General features: G+C 68.8%; 14 protein-coding genes, 1 tRNA gene and 3 pseudogenes. 6 read left to right on the forward strand and 12 right to left on the reverse strand.

Annotated elements, in window-relative coordinates:
* Positions 1-21 precede the first annotated feature (21 nt).
* From OG953_RS05975 to OG953_RS05990, 4 genes and pseudogenes are all read right to left on the reverse strand, one after another.
* Positions 22-1,677, reverse strand: coding sequence for an NAD-dependent malic enzyme (locus tag OG953_RS05975; protein ID WP_405682909.1), 1,656 nt, complete (start codon positions 1,675-1,677; stop codon positions 22-24).
* A gap of 240 nt (positions 1,678-1,917) precedes the next feature.
* Positions 1,918-2,147, reverse strand: a pseudogene (locus OG953_RS05980) (IS5/IS1182 family transposase); the annotation flags it as partial.
* A gap of 36 nt (positions 2,148-2,183) precedes the next feature.
* Positions 2,184-2,780, reverse strand: a complete 597-nt coding sequence (locus OG953_RS05985) for an SDR family NAD(P)-dependent oxidoreductase (RefSeq protein ID WP_405682910.1) — start codon at positions 2,778-2,780, stop codon at positions 2,184-2,186.
* A gap of 40 nt (positions 2,781-2,820) precedes the next feature.
* Positions 2,821-2,979: a hypothetical protein gene (locus OG953_RS05990; protein ID WP_405682911.1), complete on the reverse strand. Its 159-nt coding sequence runs from the start codon at positions 2,977-2,979 to the stop codon at positions 2,821-2,823.
* Between the two features lie 753 nt (positions 2,980-3,732).
* On the opposite strand from OG953_RS05990, the gene OG953_RS05995 reads away from it, so the two are divergent.
* Positions 3,733-4,767, forward strand: coding sequence for an NUDIX hydrolase (locus OG953_RS05995; protein ID WP_405682912.1), 1,035 nt, complete (start codon positions 3,733-3,735; stop codon positions 4,765-4,767).
* A gap of 75 nt (positions 4,768-4,842) precedes the next feature.
* On the opposite strand, the gene OG953_RS06000 is transcribed toward OG953_RS05995, so the two are convergent.
* The 4 genes from OG953_RS06000 to OG953_RS06015 form a co-directional block, all read right to left on the reverse strand.
* Positions 4,843-5,007 carry a hypothetical protein gene (locus OG953_RS06000; RefSeq protein ID WP_405682913.1) on the reverse strand — a complete coding sequence of 55 codons (165 nt, stop codon included), beginning with the start codon at positions 5,005-5,007 and terminating at the stop codon, positions 4,843-4,845.
* 16 nt (positions 5,008-5,023) lie between these two features.
* Entirely contained in the window at positions 5,024-5,593 is a 570-nt protein-coding gene (locus OG953_RS06005; RefSeq protein WP_405682914.1) for a hypothetical protein, read from the reverse strand.
* A gap of 166 nt (positions 5,594-5,759) precedes the next feature.
* Positions 5,760-5,833: transfer RNA gene (locus tag OG953_RS06010), tRNA-Pro, on the reverse strand.
* A gap of 50 nt (positions 5,834-5,883) precedes the next feature.
* The gene (locus tag OG953_RS06015; protein WP_405682915.1) at positions 5,884-8,517 is read right to left on the reverse strand and encodes an ATP-binding protein; all 2,634 of its coding nucleotides are present in this window, start codon (positions 8,515-8,517) and stop codon (positions 5,884-5,886) included.
* 108 nt (positions 8,518-8,625) lie between these two features.
* Between OG953_RS06015 and OG953_RS06020 the strand changes: the two genes are divergently transcribed.
* Positions 8,626-9,144 carry a DUF309 domain-containing protein gene (locus tag OG953_RS06020; protein ID WP_405682916.1) on the forward strand — a complete coding sequence of 173 codons (519 nt, stop codon included), beginning with the start codon at positions 8,626-8,628 and terminating at the stop codon, positions 9,142-9,144.
* A gap of 43 nt (positions 9,145-9,187) precedes the next feature.
* A complete protein-coding gene (gene cobF, locus OG953_RS06025) occupies positions 9,188-9,943 on the forward strand; it encodes a precorrin-6A synthase (deacetylating) (protein ID WP_405682917.1) in 756 nt (251 codons plus the stop codon).
* Position 9,944: 1 nt separating this feature from the next.
* On the opposite strand, the gene OG953_RS06030 is transcribed toward cobF, so the two are convergent.
* Positions 9,945-10,706, reverse strand: coding sequence for a cobalt-precorrin-6A reductase (locus OG953_RS06030; RefSeq protein WP_405682918.1), 762 nt, complete (start codon positions 10,704-10,706; stop codon positions 9,945-9,947).
* An 80-nt stretch (positions 10,707-10,786) separates the two neighbouring features.
* Between OG953_RS06030 and OG953_RS06035 the strand changes: the two genes are divergently transcribed.
* The gene (locus OG953_RS06035; protein WP_405682919.1) at positions 10,787-11,191 is read left to right on the forward strand and encodes a hypothetical protein; all 405 of its coding nucleotides are present in this window, start codon (positions 10,787-10,789) and stop codon (positions 11,189-11,191) included.
* Positions 11,192-11,198: 7 nt separating this feature from the next.
* Here the strand turns inward: OG953_RS06035 and OG953_RS06040 are convergent.
* The 3 genes and pseudogenes from OG953_RS06040 to OG953_RS06050 all read right to left on the reverse strand — a co-directional run.
* Positions 11,199-11,765, reverse strand: a pseudogene (locus tag OG953_RS06040) (oxidoreductase); the annotation flags it as partial.
* 12 nt (positions 11,766-11,777) lie between these two features.
* Positions 11,778-11,984, reverse strand: a pseudogene (locus OG953_RS06045) (FAD/NAD(P)-binding oxidoreductase); the annotation flags it as partial.
* Positions 11,985-12,003: 19 nt separating this feature from the next.
* Entirely contained in the window at positions 12,004-13,437 is a 1,434-nt protein-coding gene (locus OG953_RS06050) for an FGGY family carbohydrate kinase (protein WP_405682920.1), read from the reverse strand.
* Positions 13,438-13,880: 443 nt separating this feature from the next.
* On the opposite strand from OG953_RS06050, the gene OG953_RS06055 reads away from it, so the two are divergent.
* Entirely contained in the window at positions 13,881-14,888 is a 1,008-nt protein-coding gene (locus tag OG953_RS06055) for a hypothetical protein (protein ID WP_405682921.1), read from the forward strand.
* A 92-nt stretch (positions 14,889-14,980) separates the two neighbouring features.
* On the forward strand, positions 14,981-16,510 hold the full coding sequence (locus OG953_RS06060) for an amino acid permease (protein ID WP_405682922.1): 1,530 nt from the start codon (positions 14,981-14,983) through the stop codon (positions 16,508-16,510).
* Positions 16,511-16,600: the final 90 nt, after the last annotated feature.

Consider the following 16,600-nt stretch of genomic DNA (forward strand, 5'->3'; position numbering starts at 1 on the left):
GTGCTGGCTGGTTGTCTTGGCTCATCGCTCGTCCTCCACATCGCCTGTGGGGTAGACCGGCTGCCACATTGTGTCCTGGACGGCTTGAATGAGGTTCTCGTGGGACTTCGTTGCGACTCCATCTGCGGCGGCGGCCTTGGCTACAGCAATCGCGACCGTTGCCGACGATGCCCTCAGGTTCTCGACGGGCGGCAGCAGGGAGGCGCCCGGCTGTGACACGTCGACCTGGCCGGCTACTGCCTCGGCGGCAGCCAGCAGCATGTTGTCGGTTACGTGACGGGCGCCCGAGATGATCGCGCCGAGGCCGAGTCCGGGATAGAGGAGCGCGTTGTTGGCCTGCCCGATCGTGTAGATGATGCCGTTGTACTCCACCGGCGGCACCGGGATGCCGACGGCAATCAGCGCCCTCCCTTCGGACCAGAGCACCGCATCGGATGGCATGACCTCGATGCGGCTGGTGGGGTTGGACAGCGGCAGCAGGATCGGGCGTTCCACCCCTTGCGCCAGGGCCCTGACAACGTCCTCGGTGAATGCGTTGTGGGCAGTCGAGGTGCCGATGAGGATAGTGGGCTTGACGCGCTTGACGGTGGTGAGCAGGTCGACCTCGCCGTCCGCCCAGGAGCTGACCTCGGCCTTTGACCGCGCGTAGACCCGCTGATAGTCCGGCAGGTCTTGCATGTCGTCGGTCACGAGGCCGTGGACGTCGATGAGCCAGATATTGTTCTTCGCCTCCTCGGGCGTCGCACCGTCACGCAGCATTGCCGCGTGGATCTGGTCGGCCATCCCGGTTCCCGCGGTACCGGCGCCGAAGACCACGAGTCGCTGCTCGACCCAGGGTTCCTTCGTCACCTTCAAGGCGGAGAACACCGAGGCCATGACAATGGCCCCAGTACCCTGCATGTCGTCGTTGAAGATCCGATAGGTCTCGGCGTTCTCGACCAAAATCCGCCGCGCGTTCGATGGCCCGAAGTCCTCGAAGTGCAGCAGGGCGTTCGGAAAGAGCTCTGAGGCCGTCTTGAGGTACAGGGCGATGAAGTCGTCGTATCGTTTGCCGGTCACCCGCGCATGGCGGTTCCCGAGGTATCTCGGGCTGTTGAGCAGCTGCTCGTTGTCAGTGCCGACGTCCAGGTTGACAGCGATGACCCGGTTAGGGTCGATGCCGGCCGCGGCCGTGTAGACGGCGAGCTTCCCTATGGAGATGTCGGTGCCGTTCACGCCCCAGTCGCCGATGCCCAAAATCGCCTGCGCGTCGGACACCACGATCAGATCGACGTCATCGGCGCCGAGCCCAAGCGACTCGAACGAGGCCCGGACGTCCCCCGGCCTGTCGATCGACAGGAACACCGACCGCGAGTCGCGGAAATCGGTCGACCACTGTTGAATGGCATCGCCTACGGTAGGGTCGTACACCACCGGCAGCAGCTCGGCGAGGTGGTCGCCCAGCAGCTTGTAATACAGAACCTGATTCTGGTTGTGGACCCGGTTGAGGTAGATGTACTTGTGCAAGTTCGAGGGCTGATCCTGCAGTTGCGCGTACGCGCGGGCAGCCTGCTCGTCCAGGGTCTCCACAGTGGCTGGCAGCCGGCCGGTGATCCCGAGCTTCGCCCGCTCCTCCAGCGAGAACGCTGTGCCGCGGTTGCGATAGCGATCCTGCAGAATGGTCGGTTTGATAGGCACTTGGTGTCCCTTCTGCACGTTGTGGGTTTCGCTTATGTGCGCTGCCGCCAGGGCATCTCCGCACGCTCTCGCGAGCTTGACGACCCGCTGTGGGGCTCGTCATCAGCCCCCATGCGGGAATCACCAGCTATTGCCGTCAGGGCAGCTACGAATCAGCCACGCCTAGGCATGAGTGCGCACTGGCTAAGCGTTGTCCCTTAAATGATCTTTACTGTGCCAGTTGATCTGCTTGTTTCCGTGTCACCCGGCCAGGGTGAGGTTGCGCAAACGGGCCATGCCGAGCATGGCGTGGTGGACGCCGTTGCCCTTCAGCCGGTAGTCACGGAGGATCTTCCCGTTCCTCATGCGGGCGAGGGCGTGTTCGACGCGCGTGCGGACCCTGCGGTCTCGCGGCGGTGCGGGATGACTCGGCCGGCACCTCGGTAGCCGCGGCCTGCGCTCAGCATCGTCCGGCTGTGAGCGGCTCCAGCGCATCTCAGGCCGGACTGCGGTCGGTTGGGAAGCCGTCAGTGGGCGACGGGAATTTCAGGCTGCATCTCGTAGGAGCGCTGAATGGCCTGATGCCGGGTCCCGAGGCCATCCGTGACCTTGCGCTCCCAGGGAATCTGCTGGAGGTGCTTGGTCTCTTCGAGCATCGACGCAGGCTCCAGATTGCGGAAACGGTCGACCTCTCCGGCAGCGACGGATGTCAACGTCGCATAGACGGCTTCAGGATCGAACTGCGCTCGGGGGAAGGCGAGCTTGGAGTAGTCAAAGAGCCGCTGAGATGGGTCATCCTCCCAGCTCTCCCAGGTCTGGAACATGCGGTCGTTGAAGCCGGTCAGGAACGGACCCGGGTTGACCGTGGCGACCTCGACGTTGTACTCCTGCAGCTCGTAGGCCATGGTTTCGGCGATCGCCTCGACCGCATGCTTGGAAGCGGAGTAGATGCCGGTGAAGGGGTTGACGTTCAGGCCCTCCCGGGATGAGACCCATACGACCCTACCGGCGCCGCGCTTGACCATCCGCTTGGCTATCCCCTGAGTGAGGAGCAGCGGTCCAGTGACGTTGACCTCGAACTGGTGATCGGATGTTCGATGCGGGAATGTCAACTGTTGAGCCACCTTCGCCGACTCCTGCGTTGTTCACGAGGATCTCCACACCTCAGTTGAGAGCCTTGCGACGATCACCGTCGTTGGTGACATCGAGCTTCTCGACCTGCAGGCTCACCCCTCGCTCGGCCGCCTGCCGCTTCAGAGTCTGGACCTGGGCGTAGATCTCAACCGCGGCAATCACGTCGAAGCCCTTTTCCGCCAAGCGCATGGCGGCCTCTATACCCGAAGCCGGTACCCGCTCCTGTGATGAGGACCTTCTTGAGTGCTGCACTCGCCATGTTGATGTGCTTCCTCTCGTATGGATGGCACCAGTGGTCATCGACGTCCTGGCCGCCGAATGCGCTCCACGTGGAGCGGACTGACGCATGCCAGCACTCTGTCCGTCTATGTCAGCATGCTTTCTCCAAGACCGCGACCGATCCTCGGCGCCGAGCGTGGGCCGGCGGCGGCAAGAGCACCCTTGCTGCCGAGCTGCGCCGCGCTCTGCCCGGCGCCGTGGTCGCCGACCCGGAAGCCATCGGCAACCTGCTGCAGAGCACGCTCACCAGCCACGCCCTCCATCCCCGGGATTACCACGACCTGCCGGCATGGCGGCACCTGACCAGTGTGCTCGTCACCGACCTCGCCGAGTACACCAGCGGGCCAGTCATCGTGCCCATGACGGTCCTCAACCGGGCGTACGCCGCAGAGATCCTCACCCCGCTCCGCGAGGGCGGCACCGGCTTCCACCACCTCGTCTCCCCAGGGCTGGCCCACATCCCGACTCCGGGACGGCGCCACTGCACGGGCTACCGCGTCCGGGTCCGTTCCGCCAAGCTCGCAAACACACCAATGCCATGCACCACGAACGCAAGAGACGGGAGCAGGAATGAATACCCCCGCACACAGTGGCGCAGCCGCCTTACCCGAGCAGCCGAAGATGTCCCAGGAGGGATACGCCCGATCACGCCATTCTGTCTGGTTGAGCGCAGCGTCGGTGTTCACGGACGGGCTCGGCCGTGTCCTGCTGGTCAAGCCGACCTACCGCAGGCAGTGGCTGCTGCCGGGTGGCGGTGCCGAGCCGGGTGAAAGCCCCGAGCAGGCCTGTCGTCGCGAAGTACACGAGGAACTCGGACTGTTGAGGACGTCGGGGAGGGTGCTGGCCGTGAACTGGCTCGCCCCTGGACATCCGGACGTCGCGCCGGACCTGCCTTTCCCTGGCGAGGTACGTTATGTGCTGGACGGCGGGACCCTGACCGAGCCGGACATCGCCGCCCTCCGCCTGCCCGCAGACGAGCTGCACGGGTGCGAGTTCCTTGACTCCCGGGCGGCGGCCGAGCGGATGATCCCCGTGGACGCACAGATCATGCTGGCAGCGCTGCGCGCCCGCCTGGCCGGCACGACCGCCCACCTCGAAGGCGGCCGGCACGTCGGGGCGGTGCCACCACTGGACCTGCACCAGGTACACACACGGCCCCGGGACGGACGCGAGTGGCCCTGGCACCCCGACCGCGTCCCCGACCAACTCCCAGTCCCCCAAGCCTGGGGGTGGCTCTTCGCGCCTGACGGCAGAGTTGTCCTGGTCATTGACCCCGCTGAACCGCTGGCGACACTGCCCGGCGGCACGGTCGAGCCCACAGATGTGTCCCCGGAGGCCGCGCTGGTGCGCGAGACCGCCGAAGAAGCGCAGCTGACCCTGGCCCCGGGAAAGGCCGAACGGCTGGGATGGGTGTACGACGCCACTGGTGATGTCTATGGCGGCATCGGCGAGTGTGCGCGGCTGCGACTGGCCGCGCCGATCACAGCAGCTGGCCCGTCCGCGACCGACCCTGCCAGTGGCCGACAGTTCGCCCGGCTCCTGGCCGCGCCCGAGCAGGCCGCCGCTCTGCTCGGCTGGGGCGAGCAGGGCCACCTACAGGCGGCCCAAGCCGCCCGTCTGGCCCGCAAACAATGGGGCATCCCGCTCGCAGCGCCGTCCCCCATCACGGAACTCCCCGCTGAGGGAATCGCGTGGTGAACACCGCGGGCGTGGTGCCGCGCGGTCGTGTACTCGCCCGCCACTGGTTCCCGGTCCTGTGGGCCTGTAGCCCGCTTACACGTTCTGTGCGAGGTCACCGCCGTTATGGGAGATGGTCAGGAGCACCGGTTCTGTCACGCCGACGCCGCGTACTGCGGCGGCGGTGACTTCGGCTGCCCAGATGGCGGTGTCGAGAGACCAGGCCGGCAAGGAGCAGTGGATCGACGCCGCGTTTTGCATTCCCTCGGTCTGTACCTCACCCACCAGCGAAGGAGCCAGACCTCCAGTAGGTGTAGAGGGTCTGGTGGGATGGATGATCAGGCGGCCGAAGGAGCGTTCGACGGTCCAGGCCCTGCGGTGGCCACCCAGTCCGCTCGGCTGACTGTGTCCTCACCGTCGCGGCCCGGGAATCCGCGGCCTGCGACAAGTAGACGAGGCTGTTGTCTGCGGACAGTTGCAGGGGCGCGACCGTGTGCAGACCGTACGTGCCCATGTGGTGCAGTACGTCGCTGAGGACGGTGGCCACGGGCAGCAGGGGCAGCCGTTGGCCGTGCAGCCTCTCTTCCACGGCGACCTGAAGCCAGGCCAGTTGGCGGACACGGTTGTCCTCGGTCCAGTCTTCACCGGCGTCATTGTGTCCCCATCGGCTGCCGTCCAGTGGACCGCGGCCCAGGTGAGTGCTGCTCCGGCCGTAGGCTTCCGCCCTGGCCACGGCCAGACTGAACACGTCCTCGTCCCCGAGGTCGTTCTCGGCAAGGACGTGATCGATCCACGGGTGCCGGTGGAAGACTCCGTGCAGGCCCATGATGAGGGTCGGATCGCTCACGTCCGCGCACCTCAGCGTGCTGCGCGCACCGCGCTCCCTGCCGGGCCCGATCGTCATGACCCGCTGACGCCGGTCAAGGAGGCTGGTCCCCAACTGGTCCCCAAGAATGATCAAGGGCCGGTTTCGGATCTCTCCGAAACCGGCCCTGACCTGCGACTCTCACGAGTCGGGACGACAGGATTTGAACCTGCGACCCCTTGACCCCCAGTCAAGTGCGCTACCAAGCTGCGCCACGTCCCGATGCGATTCCCCCCGGTGTTCCCGGGCGGCTGCGCAGGACAAACATTACCTCACTCCGAGGACCGGATCGACGCCCGTGCCTGGTGGGCACGGTTTGCCAGGGATTCGGCGCCGCACGCCGTGGCCAGTTTGTGGGCTCTGGCGAGTTCGCGCGGGGAGCGGATCGCAATGCCGTAGTCGACGAGGGCCAGGGCGTGTTCGTACGCGGACGGGGACGCTTCCAGGTGGCGGACCGACTCGGCCAGCAGATGGGTGGCGTCCTCGGCGCGGGCGAAGAGGGCGACACAGCGCAGGGCCTCACCGATCGCGGTGTCCGTGCCGAAGCGTTCGGCGTGCACCCGGGCCGAGGCGGCGAGTTGGGCGGCGCGGCCCGGGTTCTCCTCGGCCAGTGCGCGGGCGAGATCACCGGCCCAGGGCGCCCATACGCCGTTGAACCTGCCGCGGGGTTCGAGGGCCTGACCGGCCGCTTGGAGTTCGGTGACCGCTTCCTTCGTACGGCCTTCGGCCAGCAGCAGCCGTCCACGTACGCACGGCGCGTCGGGCAGCACCATCGCGCTGGGGTAGGGCGAGCCGAAGTCGTAACGGTCGGCGATCTCGCGCGCCTCGGTGACACGGCCGCGGGCGACCAGCGTGTCGATCAGCAGACAGGCCGCGTCCCAGTGGACGGGAAGTCCACTGCCGACACGGTCGGCGAGGCGCAGTCCTTCGCGGAGGAATCCCTCCGCTTCGGCCAGCCGGCCGCGACGGCGGTGGACCAGCCCGAGCAGGGTGTGTGCGAACGCGAGATGTGCACCGCTCCAGCCTGAGATCTCGAAGGCGCGGACGGCCTCGCCGAAGAGTTCCTCGGCCCGGTCGAGCTGGTCCGTGAAGGCGTAGGTGATGCCGACGAGGGTCGGGAGTTCGAAGCCCCACTCGGTGTCGGTCCAGCCGAGCCCGCGGGCGGGGTGGCCGTCGACCAGGGCGCGTTCGCAGAGGTCGACGATGAGCTGGGAGTTCTCGCCGCGCATCATGGCGTCGAAGGCGCGGATGGTGAGCAGGGCGCGCTCGGCGTTGTCGCGGCCGGACAGGTGGTCGGCGTTCCGGGCGAGCCTGGCGGAACGGGCGGGTCCGTCGTCCTCGGCGGCCTGCATACCCTCCCAGAGGAAGTGGGCGGCCTGGAGCCGCATCAGGCCGGGGCCGGGGGCGGTGTGTGCAGCCTCGGCGGCGAGGGCGCGTGCCGCTTCCTTCAGCTGGTTGTTGTGGGAATGCGCGGCCGCGAGCCGGAAGGTGGCGTCGACCCGCTGGTCGTCGGAGAGTCCGGGCACCTCAAGGGCGGCCCGCAGATGCTGGACGGTGGTGGCCGGGGAGCTGAGCAGTGTGGCGCAGCCCAGTTCGTACAGCAGGTTGGCCTTGACCCGTTGGCGCGGTGGTTCTTGCAGGGCGCGTTCGAGGCAGCGGCGGGCGGCCTCCGGGGCACCGACCGCGAGGTGCTGTCCGGCTGCTTCGCGGAGCTGCTCGACCAGTTCCTGGTCGTCGTCGGGGTGTACTTCGAGGAGGTGCCGGGAGGCCGCGGCGGGGCCGAGTCCCGCACGGGTGATCGCCCAGGCGGCCCGGCCGTGCATGGCGGTTCGGGTGGCCGGCGGGATGGAGCGGTACACCGCGGTGGCGATCAGCGGGTGGACGAACTCCAGCGGGTCGAAGCCGGTGACGACACGGGCTTCGCGCAGCCGCGCCGTGCAGTCGGCGGCCTCGGCGGGGCTCATTCCGGCGAGGGTGGCGGCGAGATCCTGCGAGATGTCCGTACCGAGCACGGCGGCGGCCCAGGCGAACCGGTTGGCGTGGGTACCGAGCCGTTCGAGCCGGGCGACGAGTCCGCTGCCGCGGGCCGTTGCACCGAGTTCGCGCAGCAGCCCGGCCGACTCCTCCAGGGGCGCCAGTTCGCGGTCCTGGACCTTGGCGACGAGTTCGACCGCCTCGTAGGGGTTGCCGCCGGTGACGGCCCACACCTCGCGGCAGAACGGGTCGTCGGCGTGTTCGCCGAGGCCTGCGCGGACCAGTGCCGCGGTGGCGTCCGGGGTGAGGGCGCGCAGCGCGACCCTGACCTGGGAGGGGTGGGCGCCGCCCGATCCGCTCTCCTTCTGCCGCGCTGCCAGTTCTTCCGGCCGGTGGGCCTGGACGACCAGGACGGGCAGTTCGCCGAGGCGTGCGGTGAACGAGGCGAGCCAGGCGAGGGATTCGCCGTCCGCCCAGTGTGCGTCGTCGATGACGAGCAACAGCGGACGGTGGCTCAGCCGGGATGCGAGCCGGGAGACGACCCAGTCGAGGCCGTCCCGCACACCCTGCGGATCGGGCTGGGGACCGCTCGGTTCGGCGAGTCCGAGTGCGGGCGCGGCGATCTCGTACCAGGCTCCGAACAAGGCCCGTACCTCGTCGGGCGGAAACTGGTCGAGTGCGGGCTGCAGCAGCTGGCGTACGACGTGGAACGGCACGGATGTGACCGTTTCGCCGCCGCGTGCGGAGCAGACCGTGCAGCGGTCGGCGGCCATCGCCTGGATCTCGGCGAGCAGTGCTGTCTTGCCGATGCCTGCCTCACCGCTGAAGATCAGCAGCCCGCCTGCCGCCTGGGTACCGCAGAGGGCGTCCACGGCTTGTGCGGCAGCGGTGAGCTCCGGTTCGCGTTCGTACAGCGGCCGGGACTGCTTCATCCCTACCCTCCCCAAAGTGGTGCGGATGCCTGTCGACACTAGTCGTGCGCGAGGGCCCACGGACAGTGGTTCGGACAGTTCGCCGCAGGTGCGGGGCACAATCGAGGGGTGGACGAGACTCGCAGGGACCGCGACGCCGAGGGCCGCGCGCGCAGTGCGCGCCCCCGTGACGGGCTGGGACGCCCCCTGCCGTACGGGGCACCGGGAGTGGATCGGCAGCCCGAGGGTGTGACCCGTACCCCCGAGGAGACCCTGCGTGAGGCGCAACGGCTGCTGGACGCGGGGATGCCGTTCCATGCGCACGAGGTGCTCGAGGATGCGTGGAAGTCGGGCCCGGTGGCGGAACGAGAGCTGTGGCGCGGTCTGGCGCAGCTCGCCGTGGGGCTGACGCACGCGGCGCGGGGCAATACGACGGGCGGGGCCCGGCTGTTGCGACGGGGCGCGGCGGCGCTCGCAGGGTTCGGGACCACCCGCCCTCACGGGATCGGGGTCGATGGGCTGATCGGCTGGGCGGAGGAGCTGGCGGGGCGGGTCGAGGCGAAGAAGGCCTGCGGCGCGGACGCGGCGCGGGTGCGGCCCGTCGACGCGGCCGACGAGGCGCCGTGTCTGCGGGCCGGGGGCCGGTAGCCCGGACGCCCGGGGCGGTGGGGCATGGGGCAGACTCGGTGCGGTGAGAAAGATCTATGTCATCGGTATCGGCGCGGGCGACCCCGACCATCTGACCCTCCAGGCCGTCAAGGCGCTGAACCGGGCGGATGCGTTCTTCATCCTCGACAAGGGTGAGGAGAAGTCCGATCTGACCGGGCTGCGGCGGGACATCCTCGATGTGCATGTGAAGAACACCTCGTACCGGCTCGTCGAGGCACGGGATCCGGAGCGGGACCGCAGGACGTCGGACTACTCACCCGCGGTGGACGACTGGCGCAGGCGCCGTGCCGATCTGTACGAGCGGTTCATCGCGGAGGATCTCGGTGCGGACGAGTGCGGGGCGTTCCTGGTGTGGGGCGATCCCGCGCTGTACGACTCCACGCTCGGCATCCTCGAAGAGATCCTCGACCGGGGCTCGGTCGCCTTCGACCACGAGGTGGTACCCGGGATCAGCAGTGTCTCCGCGTTGCTGGCCAAGCACCGGACGGGGCTGAACCGGGTGGCCAGGCCGGTGCAGATCACGACCGGCCGACGGCTGGCCGAGGGCTGGCCCGAGGGGGTCGACGACGTGGTGGTGATGCTCGACGCACGGCAGGCGTTCACCCGCCATCTCGACCAGGACCTCTACATCTACTGGGGCGCGTACGTGGGGACCGAGGACGAGATGCTGGTCTCCGGGCGCCTCGCCGAGGTGTCGGACCGGATCGAGGAGCTCCGGGCCGAGGCGCGCGCCCGCAAGGGCTGGATCATGGATACGTATCTGCTGCGTCGCGGCTGAATCAGTTTTCCTTGCACAGCAGTTGGAGTGCCGACGCCACATCGTGCACTACGGGTACGCCTTCGGGCGGCGGCGGGCGGCGGACCACGACAACGGGCAGGCCGAGGTTCCTGGCCGCGGTGAGTTTCGCCGCGGTGGCGGGGCCGCCGCTGTCCTTGGTGACGAGGACATCGACGGCGCGGTCGCGCAGCAGCGCCGTCTCTCCTTCGACGGTGTACGGGCCACGGTCGAGGAGTACGTCGGTGTCGCGGGGCAGCGGTGGCTCGGGGGGCTCCACGGACCGTACGAGGAAGTGGAGCGTGTCCGCGCCCGGGGCGGTGGTGAAGGCGGCCAGACCCAGACGGCCGGTGGTGAGGAGAATCCGGCGGCCCAGGGCGGGCAGTTGCTCGGCGGCGTGCGCGAGGTCGTCGGCCGGGTGCCAGCGGTCACCGGGGCCCGCCGTCCAGCCGGGGCGGCGCAGCGCGAACAGTGCGCTGTCGGTGGCATGCGCGGCCGCGGCGGCGTTGGCGCTGATGTTGCCGGCGAACGGGTGGGTGGCGTCGACGACGGTGTCCACACTGTGGGTACGCAACCAGTCGGCAAGGCCCTGGGGGCCGCCGAAACCTCCGATGCGTACATCGCCGGCGGGCATCCGGGGCCGGGCGACCCGGCCGGCCAGCGACGTGGTGATGCGCACCGTCGCGTCGCCGCCGGGCCCGGTCAGCTCAGCGGCGAGCTGCCGGGCTTCGGTCGTACCGCCGAGGATCAGGATGTGGCCGGGCATGCACCGAACCTACGTCACTTTCGCCGCCCGCCGCCCGGAGCGGTGAACAGGGCGGCCCGCAGCCATTACGATCCGGCGTCATGAGCACTTCTGACCAGGACCAGGCCGTGGACACCCCGATAGCCGGTCCCGAGACCGTTTCGGAACCCGATTCCGAGGCCGCTTCGGAGATCCTTCCCGAGACCGATTCCGAGGCCATTGCCGAGGCCGCTGCCGAGACCGAGAACCAAAGGCTGACGCCTCGTCAGGCGAGACGGCTGCGGATCGTTCTCTCGTCGGTCGGCATGGCGGCGATGGCGGTCGTTCTCGCGCTGCGGATCGCCAGCCGGTCGTCCGTGCTGGTGGTCGGCGTGTACGGGCTGGCGCTGATCCTGTGCGGGATCGTGATCGAGCTCAGCAGGAACGGCCGTACGCGGCTCGGCAGTTGGCTGCTGGCCGCCGGCCTGCTGGCGGCTATCGGTTCGGACTGGCTGCTGATTCCCTGACGTACGGTCAGTGCATCGCGATCCGCACGGTCGCGCCGTGCGGATCGACGCGGTCGAGCCAGTCGGCGCGCAGATGGAAAGGACGGCCCGGTACGGCGGGCAGCAGCAGTCGCTGCCGGTGGAGCACACGGCCGTCCTGGCGGACGACGAGCAGCGGCGAGGGCAGCCTCCGGCTGGTGCGCAGGGTGAAGCGGCCACGGAGCGGGGTGTCGCCTCCGGGACCGATGAGGTTCGGCGCGATCCACTGCAGCGGGGAATCGACCGCAACGGAGGGCCGGCCCACGGGCCAGGTATCCGCCGCCAGGTGACGCAGTACGGGTGCGGCGACGGCCCGTCCCTCGGCGGCCGCGATGCCGGCGCTCTCCACACCGTGCAGCAGATTACCGACGGCGAAGACTCCGGTCTCGGTCGTGCGGTACGAGGCGTCGTACGCGGGGCCGCGGGTGCCGGGGTCCAGGGTGACCGCGCCGCGCCGGGCCAGTTCGTGGTCGGGGATCCGGTCGCCGAGCAGTTCACAGACGTGCGCGGCGATGGCCATCGAGGCGGTGAGTCCGGTGGAGCAAATGCCGCCGACGGCGCCAGTTGCTATGGCGGCGTTGGCCTTCGATGTGCCGTTGCCGATGTCGTCCGAGGCGTCGACGAGGGCGGTACGGAGCCGGTAGCGGGCCGGTTCGCGGGCAATGGCGGCGCCGACGACGGTCACGTCATGGACCGGCGTGCCCGGCAGCTCGTCCGCCGAATCCCCGGGCAGGTCGTCCGTCAGGTCTCCGGTCGTGGTGATCGTGCAGTTCATCGCGTGACTCTCGCACGTATCAGGCATGTTCCAGCAAGGTCTGCACGGCCGCACGGAATCCGGCGAGGCGTTCGGCCGCCTCGTCGGCGCCGATCCGGGGCTCGTACACGGCGGCGGGCTTCCATTCGGGTACGGCCTGCCGGAGCGGGAGCCGGGGGTCGAGGCCGAGGCGGGCGACGGCTCCGACGCCCAGTGCGGTGACATCGGGCAGCGCGGACACCTCGACGGGGCGTTGCAGCAGATCGGCCTGGGTCTGCATGAGCAGTGCGGAGCGGGTCAGGCCACCGTCGACGCGGAGCGAGGTCAGCGGGGAACCCAGGTCGGTCGCGACCGCCTCGGTGAGTTCGACGACCTGCGCGGCAATGCCCTCGCACAGGGCGCGCACCAGGTGGCCCGCGGTGGTGTCGAGACCGAGGCCGGTCACCGATCCGCGCAGATCGCCGCGCCACCACGGGGCGGCGAGTCCGGCGAGCGCCGGTACGAACGTGACGCCGGCGGAGTCGGGGACGGTGGCACCGACCGGGTCGAGGTCGACCGCGCCGGAGATCACCCCCAGGTCGGTGAGCCAGTTGACGGCGGACGCGGCCGTGTAGACCTGGCCGTCGAGGCAGTAGCTCGTACGGCCGCCGAGCCGCCAGGCGACACAGCTGACCAGTCCGGTGGAGCCGCGGCGGGGGGCGGGCCCGGTCTGGGCGAGCAGGAACGCACCGGTTCCGTAGGTGCACTTGGCTTTGCCCGGGTCCAGGGCGTTCTGGGCGAGCAGTGCGGCCTGCTGGTCGACGAGGAGTCCGGTCAGCGGGAGTTCGCCACCGAAGGCGGTAGTGGTACCGACGGTCCCGTCGGAGTCGACGACGGCCGGGAGGCGTTCGTCGCCGAGGCCGAAGATGTCCAGGGCCGCGGGCGACCAGCCGACCCGGTCGAGGTCGAGCAGTTGGGTGCGTCCTGCGGTCGCCGCGTCCGTGACGAATGCCCCGGTCAGCTGATGGACGAGCCAGGAGTCGCTGGTGGTGACGACGCCTTCGCGCGTCAGCTCACGGCGGATCCAGGCCATCTTGGGTGCGGCAAAGTACGGATCGAGCGGCAGTCCGGTGAGTTGCCTCAACTCATCTTCGTGCGAGGCGAGTTCGGAACAAAGTTGGACGGAGCGCCGGTCCTGCCAGACGATCGCGTCGGTGAGTGGCCGCCCCGTGTCCGGATCCCAGGCGAGTACCGTCTCGCCCTGGTTGGCGAGGCCGACGGCCGCCACCGGCTCACCCGCTTCGTGCAGCGCCCGTCGCCCGGCGTCGACGACCGAGTCCAGCAGTTCGGCGGGGTCGACCTCGACCGCTCCCCCGGCGCCGTGACGCGGCCGCACCGGCGCCGAACCGGAACCGATCACGCCACGCTCGGGGCAGACCACCAGAGCCTTGGTTCCCGATGTGCCCTGGTCCACGGCGAGTACCGGGCCTGTCATCGACACTCCAGCTGTGCGGAAGCTCTGCGGCTTGAACGGAATCGTGATCATTGATCTCCGTCGCCCAGAGTGGTGCAGACCACCGCGTACGTCAAGGGCTGCACGGACTCCCGCCCGGAACGACCGGATGTCGGTCAACGTCCGTACGAATCGGATGACTTGAGTAAGATCCGCGAATCGGTCCGGAGTTCGGAGCAACTGGCCTTACACTCACCGCCGAGCAACAACCGGACGCTTTCGAGCAGTTCATTTTTCAACAGCTGCTTAGCCCCCCACGTCCTTGAGGATTGATGAGACCGACACTCCGCCCCGAGCACCAACATCTCGACTCCCGGGCCTTCCGCTTCTGCACGGGTTCCGTGCCACCGCCGGGTTGCGTGACGTGCTGAGGAGATCCCCCATCCGTCGTATTCCGTCCCGTCGAACGAGGGCAGGGCGAGTCCATGGCCAACAGTGATTTCCGGCCGGTCTATCACCCGGCCGGCCATGACAACGAATTGCGTGTCGCGTTACAGGACTTGCGCACCGGACGCTGGGTGTCCATGCGAAATCTACTGGAGAGTACGCCCGACTGGACCCTGTGGACCCAGCGCACCCAGGTGCTTGGGGCGATTGCCGCCGGTTCTGATGCGGTGCAGGCCTGGCTGGCCGAGGAACCCCGGAGTGTCGCCGCTGCCGTGATGCACGCTCGGGTCGTCGTGGAACGGGCCGTGCGGGCCCACCGCGAAGGCCATCCCCGCGCACAGGAGCTGTGGCAGGAGGCGTGGGGAGCCTGCCGCACTGCCGCGCACACCTCGCCCGCGGACCCGGTGCCATGGGTGTGCCTGCTGGCCCTGTCCCAGCTCGACGAGCGGCAGCAGTTGGAGGAGCACCGGCTGCATCCGCCGGGACCGATGCTCTTCCCCGGCCCGTGGGGGCTGCTGGCGGAGGCCGACAAGCGCGATCCGTACAACCGCGAGGCCTACCACCGGATGCTCCAGTTCGTGTACGCGCGAAAGGCCGGCGGGACCCTCTCGGAAGCGGTCAACTTCGTGCAGTGGGCGGCATCTTCCGCCCCCGACGGCTCTGCGCTGCATGTGCTGCCGCTGTATGTGCGGGTCGAGCGCTATCGCCGTGAGCACGGTCACGAGAAGGCCCTGGATCTCCACTGGGTCACCGAGGATGCCGAGCGGGACGCGGCCCGGGCCCTGGAGCTCTGGTTCCGTCGCACGGCCCCGATCTCCCACTCTCTGCTCGACCTGAACCATCTGGCCCACGCCCTGTGGGGAGCACTCCAATTCACCGACGCCGCACCGGTGTTCCAGGAGCTCGGCCCCTATTTCACCTCGGTTCCCTGGGTGTACCGCACCCGTGATCCCAAGGCCGCGGGAGGCGCCGAGGAGGTTTTCCTGCGCGCCCGGAGCCGCTGTCTCGCCGGATCCCGCGACCCCGGACGGGGGCCGCACGGCTGAGCCATGGCGCCGTGACACCGCGCGGTCTCCCTCCCCGTTTCGAACCGATCCCTTTCCGTCCCTTCCCCATCCCGCTCATGGAGGTCTTTCCCATGTCCATATCCACCCCGACCAAGTCGGGTGCGGAGACCACCCCACCCCTGGACGAGGAGCAGCGACTGCGTGAACTCGGCTATCAGCCGGTGCTCGCCCGCCGCATGGGCGGCTTCGGCAACTTCGCCATCAGCTTCTCCGTCATCTCGATCCTGTCCGGCTGCATGACCCTGTACGGCTTCGGCATGTCGACCGGTGGCCCGGCGGTGATGCTCTGGGGCTGGGCCGGTGTCGGTCTTTTCGTGCTCTGCGTCGGCATGGCACTCGCCGAGGTGACCAGCGCCTACCCGACCTCGGGGGCGCTGTATTACATGGCCGACCGGCTCGGCGGCCGCAAGTGGGGCTGGTACACCGGCTGGCTGAATCTGCTCGGGCTGCTCGGTGCGATCGCGGGTATCGACTATGGCGCCGCGCTGTTCACCGGTGCGCTGATGAATCTGCAGTGGGGATTCACCCCCACACCGGGCAAGACAATGATCATTTTTGTCTGCATTCTGCTGCTGCACGCCGTGCTGAATCTCTTCGGTGTCCGCCTCGTCAGCGTGCTCAACTCCATCAGTGTGTGGTGGCATCTCGCCGGTGTCGCGGTGATCGTCGCCGTGCTGGCCATCGTGCCCTCGCACCACCAGTCGCCGTCGTTCGTCTTCACCGAGTTCGTCAATGACACCGGCTGGCACAACCCGTTGTATGTGGCGGCGATCGGCCTGCTCCTCGCGCAATACACCTTCTGCGGCTACGACGCCTCCGCCCACCTGTCGGAGGAGACGTCGAACGCCTCGGTGACGGCCGCCAAGGGCATCGTCCGCGCGATCTGGGTCTCCTGGGTCGCCGGTTTCGTACTGCTGGCCGGGCTGACCTTCGCCATCCAGGACTACGCGGGCGCCCAGGACAGCGCAACCGGGGTGCCTCCGGCACAGATCCTCATCGATGCGCTGGGCACCTCCGGGGCCACGGCCATGCTCCTGATCGTGATCGCGGCGCAGCTGTTCTGCGGCAACGCCGAGGTCGCCGCCGCCAGCCGGATGGTGTTCGCGTTCAGCCGTGACAACGCACTGCCGGGCTCGGCGCTGTGGCACAAGGTGAGCTCGCGCACCCAGACACCCGTCAACGCGGTGTGGCTGTCGGTCGTCATCGCCGGAGTGCTCGCGCTGCCGTCGCTGTACTCCGCCACTGCCTACGGTGCGGTGACCGCGATCAATGTCATCGGCATCACGCCCGCCTATGCGATCCCGATCTTCCTGAAGCTGCGCTCCGGCGACCGGTTCGAACGCGGTCCCTGGCACCTGGGCCGCTGGAGCAAGCCGATCGGCTGGATCGCCGTGGTGTGGGTCGCCATCGTGACCGTGCTGTTCCTGCTCCCGCAGTCGTCCCCGGTGACGGTCGACTCGATGAACTACGCGTCGATCGCGCTGGTCGCGGTGCTGGTTCTGGCCACCGTGTGGTGGTTCGTCGCGCGCCGTTCGTACAGCACGCCTTCGGCGTACGGGAACGCTCGTGAGCAGGCGGAGATCGAGGAAGGCATCGTCTGACCCCGCCCCGTCCACGCCGTGTTCTCAGCCCTCCCCGGCCGCAGCGAGCAGCTGTCGGGGAGGGCTGAGGCGCGTGTGCGGTGACGGTAC

It is taken from the genome of Streptomyces sp. NBC_00057, assembly GCF_045041165.1.
In the GTDB taxonomy this organism is placed as follows: Bacteria; Actinomycetota; Actinomycetes; order Streptomycetales; family Streptomycetaceae; genus Streptomyces.